Consider the following 19,528-nt stretch of genomic DNA (forward strand, 5'->3'; position numbering starts at 1 on the left):
AGACTGGGGCTTTTGTCGTCTTGAAGCGGAATGACGGCGAGATGGATGTTTTAATGATGTTTTTGTAATTTTATTTGCTAAACGCTGGGATGGGTTTCAAATTCTAAAGGGTCATTCTTTGCGCTGGGTAAAAATCATCTAAAGTATAAGTGCGTGTATTTTGTACGAAAATGGGTGTTAGAATTTAAAAGTGACTAAATTTGCAATTTATGTGAATGAAATCGTCCGGAATAAACATCTGCACTTGTGATCTATGTTTCGATTTAATGACTGCTGTTTAATTTTAATTTGGTCATTAGTTTTTTCTTTCACTGTAATTTCTGATTTTGTTTCTATTTTGTTAACAAAATAACGTTGCTTAAATTTGATTTATTATTCACTGTGTTGATTTTAGATTGTATGGTTATTCTGTTGCTTTACAGTGTTTAAGGCTAAGTTGGTCAGTGTGATTTTACGTGCTAGATAAATGGTCAAACCATTGTTATGTGCAATTGTGGTGCATACAAATTCGATAATAGTGCTTTGAATTCGTTTTTTATCGACTTTTTATCCTATCTTTGTTGCTTTTCTGTGAAATATTTGCCAAATTGATGGGCTTGTAAATTGTCAGAATTTTGTACTGACAAGAATGGATTCACTTGTCTTCATATTACTCGTATTTTTCATCGGTGTATGAGGCGCAGACAGGGCAGAAAACTGCCGAGCAGTAGAGGTCTGGTGTAAATGTCACTTTTAGAAGTAAAAAACCTTCGTATTGAATATCCTTCGCGTCACGGTGTGCATGCGGCAGTAAAATCACTTTCGTTCAACATTGAGCGTGGTGAGATCGTCGGTGTGGTTGGCGAATCTGGTGCGGGTAAGTCTACCGTTGGTAATGCTGTTATTGATTTGCTTAGCCCTCCAGGCACGATTGCTGGTGGTGAAGTTTTCCTAGATGGTGAAAAAATTTCCGGTTTATCACCTGAGAAAATGCGCAAAGTGCGTGGTTCTAAAATTGGCTTTATTTTCCAAGACCCAATGACGTCTTTGAACCCGCTATTTACTGTTGAACATCAACTAACAGAAACTATTCATGCCAATATGAAGGTTTCCGATGAAGAAGCGTATCGACGTGCGCTCTCTTTAATGAAACAAGTGGGTATTCCTCAGCCTGAAAACCGTCTTAAGCAATATCCTCACCAGTTCTCTGGTGGTATGCGTCAGCGTGTGGTTATTGCTATCGCCCTTGCTGGTGAGCCTGATCTGATTATTGCGGATGAACCAACAACGGCGCTGGATGTTTCTATTCAGGATCAAATCCTAAGTCTTATTCGTGATTTATGTATCAAGAACAACGTAGGTTGTATGTTGGTAACGCACGATATGGGTGTTGTGTCTAACGTTACCGACCGCGTAGCGGTTATGTATCGTGGTGATCTGGTTGAATTTGGGCCAACAGCGAAAGTGCTGGGTGACCCTGACCACAAATATACGCGCAGCCTGATTTCAGCTGTACCTCGCTCTGACAAGAAACTCGACCGTTTCCCTCTAGTGACTTATATCGAACAAGCGGAAGAGACAAAATCGATTGATATTAAAAACCACTGGTTAGGCAAGAGTCAGGACGACAGAGCGTACACAGGTCCGCTACTGAAAGTAGAAAACGTTAACTTGCGTTTTGTGACTAAAGATTCTTTATTCGAAAGCCGCCGTGAATACGTACAAGCTTCAAACGATGTGAGTTTTGAAGTGTTTGAAGGTGAAACCTTTGGTCTGGTTGGCGAATCGGGTTCAGGTAAATCGACTATTGCGCGTGTTATCGCTGGTCTTTACCAGCCAAATGATGGTCGCGTGACATTTGAAGGTATTGATTTAACGGCTCTGAAATCTGAAAAAGAGCGTCGCCCAATGCGTCGTCAAATGCAGATGGTATTCCAGAACCCTTATACGTCGATGAACCCACGTATGAAGATTTTCGATATCGTTGCGGAGCCTATTCGTTTCCATAAGCTAACCAGCGGTGAAGCTGAAACGCGTCAAATCGTGAACGATTTATTAGAGCACGTAGGCCTTGGAAAAATGGCTGGCGTGAAATATCCGCACGAGTTTTCAGGTGGTCAACGCCAACGTATTTCTATCGCTCGTGCGTTAGCAACGCGCCCGCGCTTATTGATTTGTGATGAACCGACATCCGCTCTGGATGTGTCTGTACAGGCTCAGATTTTGAACCTTCTCAAAGATCTTCAAGATGAACTGAACCTAACCATGCTGTTTATCAGTCACGATTTACCTGTGATTCGCCAGATGTGTGATCGCGTAGGTGTGATGAAAATGGGGACCTTACTGGAAGTTGCGCCAACGGAGCAGCTTTTCAACTCTCCTCAGCACGAGTACAGTAAACAACTGATTTCTTTGATGCCTGAATTCACAGGATTAAGAGAAGAAGTAGAAACGGCCTAAAGCCGTAACCATTACCAAACGTTCTTGTTTGGCATTTTAAGCAGAAGCAAATACAACAACTAGGGATTTGGATTCCCGCATAAGGAGTTATGCAATGAAAACCATGAAAAGCAAATTAGCATTAGCTTTAATGGCCGCTGGTTTAAGCTTTGCAGCTAGCGCAGCAGACATCAAAGTAGCGTACGACGCAGACCCAGTGTCTCTTGATCCACATGAGCAACTTTCAGGTGGTACGCTTCAGATGTCTCATATGGTATTTGATCCACTAGTTCGTTACACACAAGATTTGGATTTTGAAGCTCGCCTAGCGGAAAAATGGGAGCGTATTGACGACAAAACAGTACGTTTCCATCTACGCAAGGGTGTGAAGTTCCATTCTGGTAACGAACTAACGGCTGACGATGTAGTTTGGACATTCGACCGTCTACAAGCTTCTCCAGATTTCAAAGCGATTTTCGAACCGTTTGAAAAAATCGTTAAAGTAGATGATTACACATTTGACCTAGTGTCAAAAGGTGCATACCCGCTTGTTCTTCAAACCGCAACTTACATCTTCCCAATGGACAGCAAGTTCTACTCTGGTACTGGTGAAGACGGTAAAGACAAAGCTGAAATCGTGAAACACGGAAACTCTTTTGCTTCTACTCACGTATCAGGTACTGGTCCTTTCATCGTTACTTCTCGTGAACAAGGCGTAAAAGTTGAGTTTGAACGTTTTGACGGTTACTGGGACAAAGCGTCTAAAGGTAACGTAGACAAACTAACTCTAGTGCCAATCAAAGAAGATGCGACTCGTGTTGCTGCGCTGCTTTCTGGCGACGTAGATATGATTGCTCCTGTAGCGCCTAACGATCACAAACGTGTTGAAGAAGCGAAAGGCGTTGACCTAATCACTCTTCCTGGTACTCGTATCATCACGTTCCAAATGAACCAATCTAGCAACGAAGCGTTGAAAGATGTTCGTGTTCGTCAAGCTATCGTTCATGCGATTAACAACGAAGGTATCGTTGATAAGATCATGAAAGGCTTCGCAACAGCGGCTGGTCAACAAAGCCCTAAAGGCTACGCAGGTTACAACCCTGAGCTAGTTCCACGCTTTGACCTGAAAAAAGCAAAAGAGCTAATGAAAGAAGCCGGTTACGACAAAGGCTTCACGCTTACTATGATCGCTCCAAACAACCGTTATGTGAACGATGCAAAAGTAGCTCAAGCTGTTTCAGCAATGCTGTCTAAGATCGGTATCAAAGTTGATCTTAAGACTATGCCTAAAGCGCAATACTGGCCAGAGTTCGACCTATGTTCAGCGGATATGTTGATGATCGGTTGGCACGCAGATACAGAGGATTCAGCGAACTTCACTGAGTTTCTGACTATGACTCGTAACGAAGAGACAGGTAAAGGCCAATACAACTGTGGTCACTACTCTAACCCAGAAGTGGATAAGTTAGTAGAAGACGCTAACCTTGAAACAGATCCAGCTAAACGTGCAGCAATGCTACAGAAAATAGAAGCGACTCTGTACAACGATGCAGCGTTCGTTCCTCTACACTGGCAAAACCTTGCTTGGGGTGCCAAGTCTAACGTACATGCGAAAGACATCGTGAACGCAATGGACTTCCCTTACTTCGGCGACCTAGTGGTTGACGAGAAGTAAGATTGAGCATTAACAAGTAACACCACGCCTTCGGTGTTTGACATCGAAGGCGTGTTTTAACACTTAGACAGTTTATTTTTTCAGTCGGATAAAGTGTCGTTTTTTAGGCTGAGTATTTTCGCACCTCGTGTGTATTCCGAATTTTGCATGGAAAGTTAAGGGGCAAGGAATGTTTACGTTTCTGGTCAAGCGCCTGTTTCAGGCACTGATAGTGATGTTTGTGATCAGTTTAGTGGCGTTTGCCATCCAAGATAACTTGGGTGACCCGCTACGTGAGCTTGTCGGCCAATCTGTTTCAGAAGCTGAGCGCCAAGCGCTGCGCGATGAACTTGGTCTGAACGATCCCTTCATTACCAAATATTCTCGCTTTGTTACTGCTGCGGTGCAGGGTGACTTAGGTACATCTTATTTCTTTAAACGCCCAGCTATTGAAGTCATTCTTGATAAATTAGTGGCGACTCTTGAGCTCGTCTTTGGCGCGTCATTAATCATTATTGTTTGCTCTATTCCAATTGGTGTTTATACGGCAATAAAACCAAAAAGTCTGTTTACGAAAGTCGTGATGGCCGGTAGTAGCATCGGTATCTCTATTCCGGTGTTCTTAACAGCGATTATGCTGATGTATATCTTCTCGATTGAATTGGGCTGGTTACCATCTTATGGACGTGGTGAAACCTACAATCTGTTGGGCTGGGAATCAGGCTACTTTACGGTTGATGGTTTACTGCACCTGATTCTGCCTTGTATCTCACTGGCTTCCATCATGTTGCCACTGTTTATTCGCTTGGTTCGTTCTGAAATGCTCGAAGTTCTGAGCTCTGAATACATTAAGTTTGCCACGGCAAAAGGTTTACCGCTGAAGAAAATCTACTACCAACATGCGCTGAAAAACACAATGTTGCCAGTGCTCACGGTGGGTGGTGTTCAGATTGGTACTATGGTGGCGTATACCATTTTGACAGAGACAGTATTCCAGTGGCCGGGTACAGGCTTCCTATTCCTTGAAGCTATTAACCGTGTAGATACACCTTTGATTACTGCTTACGTTATTTTCGTTGGCTTAATCTTCGTTGTTACCAACACAGTGGTTGATTTGTTATACGGATTGATTAACCCAACCGTAGACTTAACAGGAAAAGGAGCATAATCATGAGCGAATTTGCAGCAGCTCCTTCACGCTGGGAGCGTTTTAAACAGTCAGATTTTCTGTACTACTTCTTACGTGACAAAGTGGCAATGTTCAGCTTTGCCATCTGTATGATTTTCTTGGTGCTTTCAGTGGCTGCGCCGCTTATTGCACCGACAGACCCATACGATATGTCATCGATTGATATTATGGACGCAGAACTTCCACCATCTTGGATGGATGGCGGTGATGAGCGTTTCCTTCTGGGTACTGATGAGCAAGGGCGCGATATTTTATCGACCATGCTTTACGGCTCACGTCTTTCACTGACGATCGGTTTCCTAGCGGTAGCGCTACAGCTGTTCTTGGGCATTATCATTGGTCTATCTTCTGGTTACTTTGGTGGTCGTATTGATAGCTACTTAATGCGTTTTGCCGATGTTCAGTTGTCGTTCTCGACCATGATGGTGGCGATCATTGTATCGGCAATCTTCAAAGCGAGTTTCGGTAGCGAGTTCTATAGCGAATACGCAGTGTTAATGCTGGTGGTGATTATCGGTGTGGCTGAATGGCCTCAGTATGCGCGAACTATTCGTGCATCTGTATTAGCTGAGAAGAAGAAAGAGTATGTGGAAGCGGCTCGTGTCATGGGCTTTAAAGCGCCTCGTATCATGTTCCGTCACATTCTGCCTAACTGTTTGTCTCCAATTCTGGTTATCTCAACGGTACAGGTGGCAAACGCTATCATGTCAGAAGCGGCACTTTCATTCCTTGGCTTAGGTTTGCCTGTTGACCAACCATCATTGGGTGCCCTGATCAGTATCGGTTTCAACTATATTTTCTCAGGCTCTTGGTGGATCACAGCCTTCCCGGGTGTGCTGCTTGTAACATTAGTATTGGTGATTAACCTGCTCGGTGACTGGCTGCGTGACGTATTTAACCCGAAAATCTATAAAGGGTGATCCTCGTCGATTGATTTTGTTGACATAATCTACCTAAACTAGAGCCGTAAGTGATTACGGCTCTTTTTTTGCTTATCTTTTCTTGCAATAACTGAAAATTTTTACTCACAACCATAAATAGTCAGATAGATACAAGCTCAGGTCGAGTATTGACAGTAACCATAGTCACCTGAACGGAGAGCGTATGGATATTAAAGGGGCCGCAATGCCGAAACTTTCTCACCTTCTTTTGATTGGATTGCCTTTTTGTTTTGCTTCTCAAACACTTTTGGCCGCTGAGCCTGATCAGTTTTTGTGTGGTGGAACTCAAGCTTCAACCAACGAGCTTCCTCAGTTAAACAGCAACTGCCCAATTGGTAAGGGACTGTGGGGGAATTCTGCACCGAAAGGAAAAGACTCTCTATTTTGGATTCAGTGTGGCTTGCTGAATGAATCAATGCCGTTAAGCCGCGCTAAAGTGCTTTATAAGCACATCTCAACAGATGTATGGATGAAGCCAGAAGGGAAAGCGTTACGCTGCCTGATAGGCCCTTACGATGACTATGCGACAGCCAAAAAAGAGCTCGCAGGGGTTAGAAGCGAGAAACTTTACAAAGAAGCATTCATTCGCGAAGTGCGCAAAGGCGAGCAAGATGCTCCGGTTGTTACTGAGAAAAAACCAGCATCCAAATCCCAAAGTACTGCTAAGAAAGAAGTCGCCGCGAAACCTAAGCCAGTTGTTAAACCAGCACCAAAAGCAAAACCCGCAGTAACGCTATCCGCAACTAAAGCCGTGCCAAAGGCGACTAAAGACATGCCTAGTATCACCATTCGACGTGAAGCAACGCTGAGTGGCCTTCATTACGTAGTTCCTTACGTGATGGATGAAAAGGAGCAGTTCTATATGGAGCATGATTTGGCGTGGAATCGCCTAAATTATGCTGATGCGGAGAAACGTTGCCAGCAACAAAAAATGCGCTTAGCCACAGAAGCCGAATGGAAGCAGTTGCTTGATTCTAAAGTGATGGAAAAAGATAAGTGGCCAGTTTATTTGCCTTATTGGGGTGAGAGCAGTAAAGGCTTCTTTACCACGGGTAAGGTCAATACTTTAAAAGGCACCTCTCTTCTCAATGTGCTTTGTGTAAAGTAATCCAAAGTTTACTTATTTAAGAGAATAAAAAACCCAGTGAATGTCACTGGGTTTTTTCATTGCTAGATAAGATTATGCATCTTCTGGGATCTTATGCGGTTGTGTGCGGAACAGCTTCATCACAATCACAAAGAACACAGGAACGAAGAAGATGGCCAGTACCGTTGCGGCGAACATACCACCCACAACACCCCAACCAATTGCGTTACGGCTAGCGGCACCCGCACCAGTACTCAGTGCTAGTGGAAGTACACCCAAGATGAAGGCAAATGACGTCATCATAATTGGGCGTAGACGCATACGACACGCTTCGACCGTCGCACTGATAAGGTCTTTTCCATCGTCGTAGAGTGCTTTCGCAAATTCTACAATCAAGATGGCGTTCTTCGCTGACAGACCGATAGTCGTTAACAGACCCACTTGGAAGTAGATGTCATTAGAGAGCGACTTCACTGTTGCCGCTGCAATAGCACCAAATACCCCTAGTGGAACAATCAGGATGACAGAGAACGGCACACTCCAGCTTTCGTATAGAGCTGCAAGGCTCAAGAATACGATCAAAATAGACAGCGCATAAAGTAGCGGAGCTTGAGAACCAGTTTGTACTTCTTGGTAAGAAGCACCTGTCCACTGCAAGCCAATACCTTGAGGCAGTTGAGCCACAATGTTGGTGATCGCCTGCATTGCATCACCAGTACTCTTACCCGCTGCTGCCGAACCTTGAATGTTAACCGCAGGAACACCGTTATAACGCTCTAGACGAGGTGAACCGTAAGTCCAGTCAGTTGTCGCAAAGGTATCAAACGGAACCATTTCACCTAGGTTATTTTTTACATGCCATAGGCGCAGATCTTCAGGGTTCATACGGTATTCAGCATCTGCTTGTACGTATACTTTTTTCACGCGGCCGTTATCGATAAAGTCGTTAACGTAGCTTGAACCCAGTGCCGTTGACAGCGTGCTGTTGATATCCGAAACAGACAGACCCATTGCCATCGCTTTTTCGTAGTCGATGTTAATACGGAACTGGGGCGTATCTTCCATACCGTTTGGACGAACACCTGTCAGGTTAGGGTTTTGCGAAGCCATACCCAACAGCTGGTTACGAGCCTGAATTAACTTATCGTGACCTAAGTTCGCATTATCGGTGAGGTAAGCATCAAACCCCGTTGCGTTACCTAAGCCCATAATTGCAGGAAGGTTAAAGGTGTAGATGTTTGCTTCTTTTACTTGAGAGAATGCTCCCCAAGCTCTGCCAATAATCGCGTTGACTGACATCGCTGGATTTGTACGTTCATCCCAATCTTTGAGTCGAACAAACGCCATACCCATGTTCTGACCTTGACCTGCGAAGCTAAAGCCCGAAACAGTGAACACCGACTGAACGGAGTCTGATTCGTTTTCCAAAAAGTGTTTTTCAACTTTATCCATCACGTTCAGCGTTTGCTCTTGCGTTGAACCTGCTGGTAACTGAATGATAGATAGGAAAATGCCTTGGTCTTCTTCAGGAACGAAAGAGGTTGGTAGACGAGTCCACAGCGTACCTAGTACACCAACGATAATGACGTACATAGCAAGGTAGCGAATACGCTGGTTCACACCTTTACTAACGACGTTCTTATAGCCGTTCGTACCACGGTCAAACGCTTTGTTAAACCAAGCGAGCGGACCACGGCGAACATGGTGTTCACCTTTATGCATTGGTTTTAGCAAAGTCGCACAGAGCGCTGGTGTCAGAACCATTGCCACTAATACCGACAGCACCATAGACGATACGATAGTCAGAGAGAACTGGCGATAAATCGCACCCGCAGCACCACCAAAGAACGCCATAGGGATAAATACCGCACTCAGTACCATCGCGATACCGACTAATGCGCCAGTGATCTGCCCCATCGATTTTCGGGTTGCTTCACGTGGAGGCAGACCATCTTCCGCCATTACCCGCTCAACGTTCTCGACCACAACGATAGCATCGTCAACCAACAAGCCTATCGCCAGCACCAGACCGAACATAGTCAGGGTGTTGATTGAGAAGCCAAACGCCGCCATTACACCGAAAGTACCTAACAGAACGACAGGAACCGCGATGGTTGGAATTAACGTTGCACGGAAGTTCTGCAAGAACAGATACATCACGAGGAATACCAGTACGACCGCTTCAATCAGCGTATGCACTACTTCTTCGATAGAGATCTGAACAAATGGCGTTGTATCGTATGGATAAATAACTTCAATGTTGTCTGGGAAGGTTGGTGACATCTCGTTAATACGAGCTTTCACTAACTTAGAGGTATCCAGCGCATTGGCACCAGTAGCCAGCTTAATCGCAATACCCGCAGCGTATTTACCGTTATATAGAGCAACTGCTTGGTAACTCTCGGCACCTAATTCAACACGAGCCACATCTTTCAAGCGAATTTGCGCACCATCGGTGTCTACTCGCAAAAGGATGTTTTCAAACTCAGACACCGTTCTCATACGGCTTTGTGCCGTAATCGTAGCATTCAGACGTTGGCCTTTGACTGACGGTGTTGCACCTAACTGACCAACAGAAACCTGAGTGTTCTGCGCGCTGACCGCAGATTTCACTTGAGCAGGAGTCAGGCTGTATTTATTCAGTTTGTTTGGATCTAACCAGATACGCATTGCGTTCTGAGCACCGAACACCTGAACTTCACCGACACCCTGAACACGGCTTAGTGGGTCTTTAATGTTAGAAATCATGTAGTCAGAAAGGTCAGTGTTGTCCATGCTACCGTCTGTTGAGACAAAGCCGACAACCATCAAGAATGAACTAGATGATTTTGAAACGGTGATACCTTGTTGTGTTACTTCATTTGGTAGTGTTGCTTCGGCAAGTGCAAGTTTGTTCTGCACCTGTACCTGAGCAATATCCGCATCAGTACCACTTTCAAAAGTAAGCGTAATGCTGAATGCACCGGATGAACTACTTTGAGACGACATATAAATCAGGTTATCAATCCCGTTCATATTCTGTTCTATCGTCTGTGTCACACTGTTTTCAACGGTATCAGCCGAAGCACCTGGATAGGTACCTGACACAATAACCGTTGGTGGTGCGATATCCGGATACTGAGATACCGGCAGTGTCATGATCGATAACACACCAGCAAGCATGATGATTATTGCAATCACCCAAGCAAAGATTGGGCGATCTATAAAAAATCGAGCCATATCTTATTGTTCCTTAGATGATTCCATCAGTTGCGGATTTACCGTGCTGCCAGGGCGTACTTTTTGTAGGCCTGCCACAATAACGGTTTCACCAGCTTCTAAGCCTGAATCAATCAACCATTGTGAATTCACAGTATGACTTGCTACGACTGGACGGCTTTCAACCACATTTTCTGCATTTACAACCAATACAGAAGCTTCACCACGTGCATTACGGCTTAGCGCTGTTTGCGGAACAAGAATAGCTTCAGAACGAGCTTCAACCGGCAGTTGAGCACGAACATAAAGACCCGGAAGTAGGAACTGATCTGGGTTTGGCAGTGTTGCACGAACGTTGACTGTGCCTGTGTTTTCATTCACAGAAACTTCAGCAAACTGTAGCGTTGCTTTTTGCTCAATTGGCGTACCGTCATCGAGGAACAGCTTAATGCCTTTCAGTTCGTCTTTTTCTTTACCAGTGCTTTGGCGCAGTTTCAAAAGCTCATTACTTGGCTGAGAAAGGTCAACATAAAGTGGGTCAAGTTGTTGAATCGTTGCCATTACATCAGTTTGGTTAGCGGTTACTAACGCACCTTCAGTAACGTGTGAACGACCTATACGACCTGAAATCGGCGCTTTAATATGCGTGTAATCAAGGTCAATCTGCGCAGAGTTAACATTCGCTTGCGCCGCTTTCACAGATGCCAAAGCTTCTTTGTAAGTGGCTTGTGCGTCTTCATAAGCTTGTTGGCTCACAGCATTCTTTTTCACCAGCTCGCTGTAGCGTTTTGCCTGAAGCTCTGTACGGCTAAGGGTTGCTTCCGCTTTCGCTAAATTAGCTTGCATGCTTGCCAATGAAGCTTGGTAAGTTGAAGCGTCAAGTTCAAACAGAACATCGCCTTTTGCAACTAAGCTACCTTCAACAAACTTACGTGCTGTAACAATACCACGAACCTGAGGGCGTACTTCTGCGATACGGAAAGCATTAGTACGGCCAGGCAGAGTACTTGTTACCTCAACTGGCTGGGTTGTGACTTTGATGACATCTACCGCGACAGCAGGTGCAGCACCGCTATTGACCGCCGCTGGTTTGGCGTCTGGTTGACAACCGGCAAGCACAATTGCAGCGGCAATCGTGGTCAACCACGTTTTTGACAAGGATCTACCTTGGCCCATTTTGATCTCTCCTTTACCACTAGAACTCATCCTGCACGCTTCCTTATTTATGTTTTAAAGGTAATTGATGGGCAGAACGTGAATTGGAACTCGAATTTACTTATATAAATATTGATAGTGTAAATAACCAACAGTTAATAATCGGTTAAGACATCAGTCTGTTACACATTCTAAGAATGACTTTGTCATTTATTGCACAGTTGGACAAGACCTTACACGCATTTCATCATTAAAATTTATGAAAAAGGTTGAACTATGCGCTTGATGAGTATTTGAACAATAAATACGACAAGAGATGATCGTATTGGTGAAGACGGCAGCAACCAGTGTTGTGGGCTCGGTACCCGTTGTTTTTAACAGCGCCTCAAAATCGAAGTGATATCTCTGAATCGGCGCAGGTTTACTAGCAATGAATCGCCTTAAAACTGTCGAAGCATATCGCCGTTGAGTTACAACATAAAAAAGCCCCGCAGTTTTGCAGGGCTTCGTTCTAGCAAGTGATTACTAACGCATGGTCACGAATTCTTCTGAACCCGTTGGGTGGATAGCAACGACTGAGTCGAAGTCTGCTTTGGTTGCGCCCATCTTCATAGCGACGCCGAAGCCTTGGATCATTTCATCGACTGCGAAACCAATGCCGTGTAGACCAACAACCGTTTCTTCTTCACCTGCACAAACCAACTTCATCTTACATGGTTGACGGTGCGCAGTGACGGCTGTGTACATAGCGGTAAAGCTTGAAGTGTACACTTTCACGTTCTCTTCGCCGTATTTAGCAATCGCTTCTGGCTGAGTTAGGCCGATAGTGCCGATTGGTGGATGGCTGAATACCACAGTTGGGACTAGGTTGTAGTCCATTTTCGCGTTGGTTTTACCGTTGAATAAGCGCTCAGACAGTTGGCGACCCGCTTTAACCGCAACTGGAGTCAGTTCAATACCACCTTCCATGATGTCACCGACACAGTAGATGCCAGCCACGTTAGTGTTCTGGTACTCATCAACTTTGATATAGCCTTGCTCGTTGGTTGCAACGCCAGTTGCTGCTAGGTTGATCGCATCTGTTGCTGGGTGGCGACCGATAGCCCAAATTAAAGTATCAACGTTTTGGGTTTCACCATTTTCTAGGTGAAGAGTCAGGCTGCCGTCGGCTTCTTTTACCACTTCTTTTGGCACACTGTGCGTATGTAGCGTTGGGCCTTCAGTGTTCATCACTTCAACCAATGTTTCGATGATCATTGGGTCAAAGCTACGTAGCGGAGATTCTTTACGGCAGAATAGGTGAGTTTCTGTGCCAAGTGCGTTGAGAACACCGGCAATTTCAACAGCGATGTAACCAGCACCAATCACGGCAACACGTTTTGGTTGTTCAGCCAGATCAAAGAAACCATTGGAGTCGATACCGTACTCAGCACCCGGAATGTTAGGAATGGTAGGGCGACCACCGACAGCAATCAGAATATTGTCTGCTGTGTAGTGCTCACCATTAACTTCTACGGTTTTCGCATCGATGAACTTAGCAAAGCCACGAATCACTTCTACTTTGTTGTTACCAAGAACACGGTCATAAGATTGGTGAATACGGCCAATATAAGCTTGGCGGCTTTCAACCATTTTCGCCCAGTTGAAGCTTTTTACGTCGACGTCAAAGCCGTAATCAGGCGCGTATAAGTTCATTGCTTCAGCAACCTGTGCACCGTGCCACATGACTTTCTTCGGCACACAACCTACGTTGACACATGTACCGCCAAGATCTTTCGCTTCAATCAGCGCGACTTTTGCGCCGTACATAGCTGCACGGTTTGCTGAAGCGATACCGCCGCTACCGCCACCGATACAGATGTAATCAAAATGCGTTGCCATTACTTTCTCCATTTTTCTCTGATAGCTCGCCAGTAAGATTAAGCAGGGAGCCATTTCATTTATTAGGGCATAGCTAAATAGTTGGGGTAAACCGTGAGATCACAAGTTACCCCTTGGAAAAACTTGAGCAAGTTATTCCGGAACAATCCATTCCACTTTGCAGTGACCTGTCGCTGGCGCAATTGCTTGCTTTAAAAACGGCAGGATTTCTTTCATTTGGCTTTCAAGCTTCCATGGCGGGTTGATAACAATCATGCCCGATGCTGTCATGCCGCGCTCGTTGGTATCAGGAGAGACACCCAGCTCGATTTGCAAAATTTTAGTGATACCTAAATTTTCGAGACCTTCAATCATATCTTCAATATCACAGCGGTTAACCACTGGATACCAAATCGCATAGATGCCCGTTGCCCAGCGCTTGTAGCTTTGTGCAATGGCATTCACCACGTCTCGGTACTCTTTAGCCAGTTCGTAAGGTGGGTCGATCAGTACCAGACCACGACGCTCCTGCGGTGGCAAGCTTGCTTTCAGGCGTTGAAAACCATCTTCTTTGTAAATCGACACTTGGCGATCACGATCGAATTCCTGTTCCAGCAGTGGGTAATCACTCGGGTGTAACTCAGTTAATACCATGCGGTCTTGCGGGCGCAGGTGAGCACGTGCCACGCGAGGCGAACCTGGGTAGTAACGTAGTTCATCGCCTTGGTTAAGAACTTTGATTGCATCAAGATAGCTTTGAATATCTTCTGGCACATTATCTTGTTGCCAAATACGCGCAATACCTTGTTTGTATTCACCCGTTTTTTCCGACCACTCATGAGTTAAGTCGTAGCGGCCCACACCGGAGTGAGTATCGTGATAAACAAATGGTTTATCTTTTTGCTGTAGTGCATTGAGGATTAAGCTTTGTACGATGTGTTTCACTACATCTGCGTGGTTTCCTGCGTGGAAACTGTGTCGATAACTTAACAAGTGTCGCTCTCTAACTTATGGCTGAATATGGAAAAACGAATGCGGCTAATTATACACCCAAAATTGTATGTTGAGGTGGGTCTAGACACATTTCGAATTGTATTGAATTGACGCTACTCTTGAAAATTCACCTTCCTACCTATATTTATTAACCTAACAGACGAGGATATTTCATCCTCACTATTTTTCATAAAAAGGAACGTTTTATGTCTAATCCACTTCTTAGCTTTACGGATTTACCTCCGTTTTCAGATATTAAGCCGGAGCACGTAAAGCCAGCGGTTGAACAGGCAATAGAAGATTGCCGTGCAAAGATTGAACAGGTACTTGAAGGTAATACACAACCAACTTGGGAAAATGTTATTGCACCTATCGAAGAAGTGGATGACCGCTTGAGTCGTTTATGGTCACCAGTGAGCCATATGAACTCAGTGATGAACAGTGACGAATTGCGTGAAGCTTATGAAAGCTGCCTGCCAATTCTCTCTGAATACGGGACTTGGGTTGGTCAGCACAAAGGTTTGTTTGAAGCGTATAAAGCAATCAAGAACAGTGAGGCTTTTGCAACGCTGAGTCAGGCGCAGAAGAAAACCATTAAAGATGCACTACGTGACTTTGAATTGTCTGGTATCGGTTTACCTAAAGCAGAACAAAAGCGTTATGGCGAAATCAGCAAGCGTATGTCTGAGCTGGGTTCTAAGTTCTCGAACAATGTGCTTGATGCCACCATGGGTTGGACTAAGCACATTACCGACAAAAACGAGCTGGCGGGTATGCCGGAATCAGCACTGGCTGCGGCTCAAGCCGCGGCAGAAGGTAAGGGTCTTGAAGGCTACTTGTTAACTTTGGATATCCCTTCTTACCTACCGGTAATGACTTACTGTGATAACCAAGCGCTACGCAAAGAACTTTACGAAGCTTATGTAACGCGCGCGTCTGACCGTGGTCCGAATGCGGGTAAATGGGATAACACAGAGAACATCGCTGAGTTGCTGAAACTGCGTTATGAAGTGGCTCGTATGCTGGGTTTCAACACCTACAGCGAAAAGTCTCTGGCAACCAAAATGGCAGAAACGCCAGATCAGGTTCTGAGCTTCTTGAACAACCTAGCCACGAAAGTGAAACCACAAGGTGAACGCGAAGTTCAAGAACTGCGTGAATTTGCTGAGCAAGAGTTTGGTGTGACTTCGTTTGAACTGTGGGATATCGCTTACTACAGCGAAAAGCAAAAACAGAAACTGTTTAAGATTTCTGATGAAGAGCTGCGTCCTTACTTCCCAGAAAACAAAGTGGTTTCAGGCTTGTTTGAAGTACTGAATCGCGTATTTGGTATGAAAGTACAAGAGCGCGAAGGCGTCGATACTTGGCATGAGTCGGTGCGTTTCTTCGATATCTTTGATAGCAATGATGTGCTGCGTGGTAGTTTCTATCTTGACCTTTACGCTCGTGAGCATAAACGCGGTGGCGCGTGGATGGATGAGTGCCGCGTTCGTCGTATCAATGCTAATGGCGAACTACAAACGCCTGTGGCCTATTTGACCTGTAACTTCAACCGTCCAGTTGGTGACAAGCCTGCACTGTTTACCCATGATGAAGTGGTAACTCTGTTCCACGAAACGGGTCACGGTATTCACCATATGCTGACTCAGGTAGATGTGAGCTCTGTTTCAGGTATTAACGGTGTGCCTTGGGATGCGGTTGAACTACCAAGTCAGTTCCTAGAAAACTGGTGCTGGGAAGAAGAAGCGCTTGCATTTATTTCTGGTCACTACGAAACAGGCGAACCTTTACCGAAAGAGATGCTCGACAACATGTTGGCAGCGAAAAACTTCCAGTCAGGTATGTTTATTCTGCGTCAGCTTGAATTCGGACTGTTCGATTTCACTCTGCATACCACTTATGACCCAGAAGTGGGCCCTCAAGTGCTGGAAACATTAGCAGAAGTGAAGAAGAAAGTAGCAGTATTGCCAAGCCTTGAGTGGAACCGTTTCTCACATAGCTTCAGCCACATTTTTGCTGGTGGCTACAGTGCGGGTTACTACAGCTACCTATGGGCAGAAGTGTTATCGGCAGATGCGTTCTCTCGCTTTGAAGAGGAAGGTATTTTCAATGCGGAAACGGGTTCAAGTTTCTTAAACAACATCCTTGAAATGGGCGGCAGTGAAGAACCTATGGAGTTGTTCAAGCGCTTCCGTGGTCGTGAGCCACAAATCGATGCGTTATTACGCCACTCAGGTATTGCTGCTTAAGTTCTATATTATTTAAATCATTCAGTTCAAGAATTAACATAACCCTGCCTTATTAGGCAGGGTTATTTGTTAGAGTGGTTTTGGTATTGATAAGGAGAGAATAATGAAGAGTCGTAACTTACTAATTTGTTCTTTAATTGCCACATCTTCCCTTTTGGGATGCGCTGAAATGAAGCAAGCGGGTAAAGAAATTGGTCACGCGACACGAGATGCAACAACCGCGGTTGGACATGCAACCAGAGATACCACCAAAGCGATTGGCCATGCGTCACGAGATGCCGTAATCAGTATTCATGACGAGCTGTCACAATAAGGTGTTTCCGTTGTATCCATCGATCAATGGATAAAGCTCCGGGTCCCCACACAATGACGGTTAACATCATCATTCCCCATAGTTGATGATCATAAAATCCTCTCTCCCATAGCAATGGGTATGAGATGACGGCGATGGCATTTACGGCGAAAAGTGCGAGAGCACTGAACCTACCAAACAGCCCTAAAACAAGAAAAATCGGAATGACCAATTCTGCCGCAGTTGCGAGATAAGCGGCTATTTCCCAAGGGATTAAAGGAACTTGGTACTCCAACTCAAACAGGAATAGAGTGCTATTCCACGTGGTTATTTTCGTCAGTCCTGAGTTAAAAAACACCCAACCTACCCAGAAGCGGCAGATCAGCAATACGACAGGTGCGAGCTGTGCGGTAAACCATTCTATAGATTGGTTGAGGCGAGCAATCACGGATATCATACAGAAACTCCTAGTGAGGGTTTGCCAATGAGAAACCGGCAACGATACTGAGTGCGATCAGTGACGGCAATGCGGTCAGTGCTTCGGGTTGGATTCTACCTAGTGGTATTTCGCTGCTGAGATTCAACAGCAATTGGTACTCTTGGTTGTTTAACTCTTTCGCCCAAGGTCGACCATATTCATCACAAGCTATGACTCCTGCTTGAGCGTTATTCAGAATCAGGTCGTCGAAATTTTGTTGGCTAAATGCTCTTTGGAGATCGAATAAGGCGAAATCGGACGTAAACGGGAAAACCCAAGAATCAGGATGAAGAATTACGTTGGGGTGCTGTTGCTCAGAAAGAGTATGGATGGCTTCCAGTGGTTGCAGTGAATGCTTTTCACTCTGCCCAAACGTTTGTTGAGCTTTATCTAACGTCCATTCAAAACGCGCTAAATCTCTTGCATACGGTGCGGCGTCGGTGACTTGCTCAAACTGGCTGATCACATCATCAAAATGGTTTCCATAATGACTAACATTACCTTCTGTGGGCGGTGAGCGAAGAATGTATTCACGAGATAGTGCGTTAAAGCATTCCGCTCCTAATACCTCTTTAAGCATTGGGTAGGTAGCTTGCATGACTTCCGTTAAACTCATGACAAAATTATTGCGGTAGATTTGCAGTCTCTCTTCAGCGCTAAATCGTCCACCGATGATATCGCACGCTTCTCCCTGTGCTTGATAACGCAAGCCCTCAGCAAAGGTTGCCTGTAGCTCTGCTAATCCAAAGCTCATGATGCTTTCCTTTTCATCGAGTCGAGCCTTGTGAGTATCTTGCTAGCTTTGTTTGCTTCCGCTAGCAGAACTTCAACATCTGGAATGTCTAAATCCCATTCAATCAAAGTTCTTCGGCTGCCGTGTTTCTCACACCAGAGTTGGTAGAGTTGCCACACTTCAGCAGATACCGGTTTGCTGTGGGTATCTATCCATATTTCCCCTTCGGCAAGTGTGTTAATCGAAAAGCCGGCAAGGTGAATTTCGTCAACGGCATACGCAGGAATAGAATCAATATAGGTTTGGCTGCTAAAACCATGATTGAAAGCAGAAACATGTACATTATTCAAATCGAGCAACAAGCGGCATTCGGTGCGCTGTTGTACTTGTACCAGAAATTCCCACTCTGTAATGGTGGAGTGGTTAAACTGCAAATAACTGGAAGGGTTTTCAATCAGAATCGGGCGCTTTATGGCGTCCTGCACCGTAAGCACATTACGACAAAACACCTCTAAGGCTTCTTCGGTGTAAGGCAAAGGCAGTAAGTCATTGAAATAGTGACCGCCATTTTCACTCCAGCTTAAATGATCGGAAACGAAAAGCGGCTGAATTTCGTCGATCAATGCTTTAAGTTTCTGTAAATGAGTACTGTTGATGCCTTGTACTGAACCTAATGAAAGACCTATACCATGACAGCTAATTTGATGGTTTTTACGAATGCTACGGAGCTGATTGCGGGCAATTGAGTGGGGAGAAAAATAGTTTTCGCTGTGAATTTCTAACCAACTCACTTGTGGTGTTTGCTCTACAAAATAGTTGATATGGGGAGACCGCAAGCCTACACCTACTTGGTTATGCAGCATGAAACCTCCGTTAGACTTGTTGTGAGTGTGCTATAGCAGTGAAAGGAAAAGTGGTGCGCTTGTTGAGCTTAGAGCACCACTTATTTGTATTTTTAATGGATTAAGAAGACATAGTGCTTCCGCCAGAAAGTTTGCCGCACAAGCCTTTAGGTACCACAACGAAGGCATCTTTCTGTCCATCTTTTTTCGATGTCCCAGCACATGAACTCATTTTCGTCGCACAGTCGTTTTGGCCCGCTTTCGCCACGCCGTAGCATTTTTCTTCTTCAGCTGCGATGGCTGAGGTAGACGTTAATAGAGAACCACCTACTGCAAGTAAGCTTGTTACTGCCGCTGCTACTGCCAAATTTGATTTTTTCATCATCACTTCCTCATGAATTGTTCTTACCTGATTTCGCAAGTTAACAACTTGTTAATC

Annotated in this window: 15 protein-coding genes; 7 read left to right on the forward strand and 8 right to left on the reverse strand. The window is 45.0% G+C overall.

Going from position 1 to position 19,528, the window contains the following annotated elements:
• Nucleotides 1-723: 723 nt before the first annotated feature.
• From L3V23_RS19250 to L3V23_RS19270, 5 genes are all read left to right on the forward strand, one after another.
• Complete coding sequence (locus L3V23_RS19250; protein WP_042489794.1) at nt 724-2,439, forward strand: ABC transporter ATP-binding protein; 1,716 nt, start codon at nt 724-726, stop codon at nt 2,437-2,439.
• Between the two features lie 94 nt (nt 2,440-2,533).
• Nucleotides 2,534-4,093, forward strand: a complete 1,560-nt coding sequence (locus L3V23_RS19255; RefSeq protein ID WP_102964136.1) for an ABC transporter substrate-binding protein — start codon at nt 2,534-2,536, stop codon at nt 4,091-4,093.
• Nucleotides 4,094-4,262: 169 nt separating this feature from the next.
• Nucleotides 4,263-5,240 carry an ABC transporter permease gene (locus tag L3V23_RS19260; RefSeq protein WP_042489791.1) on the forward strand — a complete coding sequence of 326 codons (978 nt, stop codon included), beginning with the start codon at nt 4,263-4,265 and terminating at the stop codon, nt 5,238-5,240.
• A 2-nt stretch (nt 5,241-5,242) separates the two neighbouring features.
• The gene (locus L3V23_RS19265; RefSeq protein WP_042489789.1) at nt 5,243-6,181 is read left to right on the forward strand and encodes an ABC transporter permease; all 939 of its coding nucleotides are present in this window, start codon (nt 5,243-5,245) and stop codon (nt 6,179-6,181) included.
• Nucleotides 6,182-6,365: 184 nt separating this feature from the next.
• Complete coding sequence (locus tag L3V23_RS19270) at nt 6,366-7,310, forward strand: SPOR domain-containing protein (protein ID WP_102966925.1); 945 nt, start codon at nt 6,366-6,368, stop codon at nt 7,308-7,310.
• A 72-nt stretch (nt 7,311-7,382) separates the two neighbouring features.
• On the opposite strand, the gene L3V23_RS19275 is transcribed toward L3V23_RS19270, so the two are convergent.
• The 4 genes from L3V23_RS19275 to L3V23_RS19290 form a co-directional block, all read right to left on the reverse strand.
• On the reverse strand, nt 7,383-10,508 hold the full coding sequence (locus L3V23_RS19275; protein WP_102966926.1) for an efflux RND transporter permease subunit: 3,126 nt from the start codon (nt 10,506-10,508) through the stop codon (nt 7,383-7,385).
• Nucleotides 10,509-10,511: 3 nt separating this feature from the next.
• Nucleotides 10,512-11,663, reverse strand: coding sequence for an efflux RND transporter periplasmic adaptor subunit (locus tag L3V23_RS19280; protein WP_042489803.1), 1,152 nt, complete (start codon nt 11,661-11,663; stop codon nt 10,512-10,514).
• Between the two features lie 504 nt (nt 11,664-12,167).
• Nucleotides 12,168-13,523 carry a glutathione-disulfide reductase gene (gene gorA / locus L3V23_RS19285; protein ID WP_180980353.1) on the reverse strand — a complete coding sequence of 452 codons (1,356 nt, stop codon included), beginning with the start codon at nt 13,521-13,523 and terminating at the stop codon, nt 12,168-12,170.
• Between the two features lie 132 nt (nt 13,524-13,655).
• Nucleotides 13,656-14,495: a 23S rRNA (adenine(2030)-N(6))-methyltransferase RlmJ gene (locus tag L3V23_RS19290; protein WP_102966928.1), complete on the reverse strand. Its 840-nt coding sequence runs from the start codon at nt 14,493-14,495 to the stop codon at nt 13,656-13,658.
• A 206-nt stretch (nt 14,496-14,701) separates the two neighbouring features.
• On the opposite strand from L3V23_RS19290, the gene prlC reads away from it, so the two are divergent.
• Both prlC and L3V23_RS19300 read left to right on the forward strand, forming a co-directional pair.
• Complete coding sequence (gene prlC / locus L3V23_RS19295; protein WP_102966929.1) at nt 14,702-16,744, forward strand: oligopeptidase A; 2,043 nt, start codon at nt 14,702-14,704, stop codon at nt 16,742-16,744.
• A gap of 103 nt (nt 16,745-16,847) precedes the next feature.
• Nucleotides 16,848-17,057 carry a hypothetical protein gene (locus L3V23_RS19300; protein ID WP_102966930.1) on the forward strand — a complete coding sequence of 70 codons (210 nt, stop codon included), beginning with the start codon at nt 16,848-16,850 and terminating at the stop codon, nt 17,055-17,057.
• Here L3V23_RS19300 and L3V23_RS19305 read toward each other — a convergent pair.
• The 4 genes from L3V23_RS19305 to L3V23_RS19320 form a co-directional block, all read right to left on the reverse strand.
• Nucleotides 17,029-17,493, reverse strand: a complete 465-nt coding sequence (locus tag L3V23_RS19305) for a DoxX family protein (protein ID WP_102966931.1) — start codon at nt 17,491-17,493, stop codon at nt 17,029-17,031. The two genes, L3V23_RS19300 and L3V23_RS19305, sit on opposite strands and share 29 nt — an antisense overlap.
• Before the next feature lie 10 nt (nt 17,494-17,503).
• The gene (locus L3V23_RS19310; RefSeq protein WP_102966932.1) at nt 17,504-18,268 is read right to left on the reverse strand and encodes a DNA-binding domain-containing protein; all 765 of its coding nucleotides are present in this window, start codon (nt 18,266-18,268) and stop codon (nt 17,504-17,506) included.
• Nucleotides 18,265-19,110, reverse strand: a complete 846-nt coding sequence (locus L3V23_RS19315) for a DUF692 domain-containing protein (protein ID WP_102966933.1) — start codon at nt 19,108-19,110, stop codon at nt 18,265-18,267. Before L3V23_RS19315 ends, L3V23_RS19310 begins: the two co-directional genes overlap by 4 nt.
• Nucleotides 19,111-19,210: 100 nt before the next feature.
• Complete coding sequence (locus L3V23_RS19320) at nt 19,211-19,471, reverse strand: DUF2282 domain-containing protein (RefSeq protein WP_102964146.1); 261 nt, start codon at nt 19,469-19,471, stop codon at nt 19,211-19,213.
• Nucleotides 19,472-19,528 lie beyond the last annotated feature (57 nt).

The sequence above is a fragment of the Vibrio sp. A1-b2 genome, from assembly GCF_021726015.1.
GTDB lineage: Bacteria > Pseudomonadota > Gammaproteobacteria > Enterobacterales > Vibrionaceae > Vibrio > Vibrio diazotrophicus.

Bases quoted from the DNA above. Each gene is read 5' to 3' on its own strand.
- L3V23_RS19250 (WP_042489794.1), top strand. From the start codon at position 724: ATGTCACTTTTAGAAGTAAAAAACCTTCGTATTGAATATCCTTCGCGT.
- L3V23_RS19255 (WP_102964136.1), top strand. From the start codon at position 2,534: ATGAAAACCATGAAAAGCAAATTAGCATTAGCTTTAATGGCCGCTGGT.
- L3V23_RS19260 (WP_042489791.1), top strand. From the start codon at position 4,263: ATGTTTACGTTTCTGGTCAAGCGCCTGTTTCAGGCACTGATAGTGATG.
- L3V23_RS19265 (WP_042489789.1), top strand. From the start codon at position 5,243: ATGAGCGAATTTGCAGCAGCTCCTTCACGCTGGGAGCGTTTTAAACAG.
- L3V23_RS19270 (WP_102966925.1), top strand. From the start codon at position 6,366: ATGGATATTAAAGGGGCCGCAATGCCGAAACTTTCTCACCTTCTTTTG.
- L3V23_RS19275 (WP_102966926.1), bottom strand. From the start codon at position 10,508: ATGGCTCGATTTTTTATAGATCGCCCAATCTTTGCTTGGGTGATTGCA.
- L3V23_RS19280 (WP_042489803.1), bottom strand. From the start codon at position 11,663: ATGGGCCAAGGTAGATCCTTGTCAAAAACGTGGTTGACCACGATTGCC.
- gorA (WP_180980353.1), bottom strand. From the start codon at position 13,523: ATGGCAACGCATTTTGATTACATCTGTATCGGTGGCGGTAGCGGCGGT.
- prlC (WP_102966929.1), top strand. From the start codon at position 14,702: ATGTCTAATCCACTTCTTAGCTTTACGGATTTACCTCCGTTTTCAGAT.
- L3V23_RS19300 (WP_102966930.1), top strand. From the start codon at position 16,848: ATGAAGAGTCGTAACTTACTAATTTGTTCTTTAATTGCCACATCTTCC.
- L3V23_RS19305 (WP_102966931.1), bottom strand. From the start codon at position 17,493: ATGATATCCGTGATTGCTCGCCTCAACCAATCTATAGAATGGTTTACC.
- L3V23_RS19310 (WP_102966932.1), bottom strand. From the start codon at position 18,268: ATGAGCTTTGGATTAGCAGAGCTACAGGCAACCTTTGCTGAGGGCTTG.
- L3V23_RS19315 (WP_102966933.1), bottom strand. From the start codon at position 19,110: ATGCTGCATAACCAAGTAGGTGTAGGCTTGCGGTCTCCCCATATCAAC.
- L3V23_RS19320 (WP_102964146.1), bottom strand. From the start codon at position 19,471: ATGAAAAAATCAAATTTGGCAGTAGCAGCGGCAGTAACAAGCTTACTT.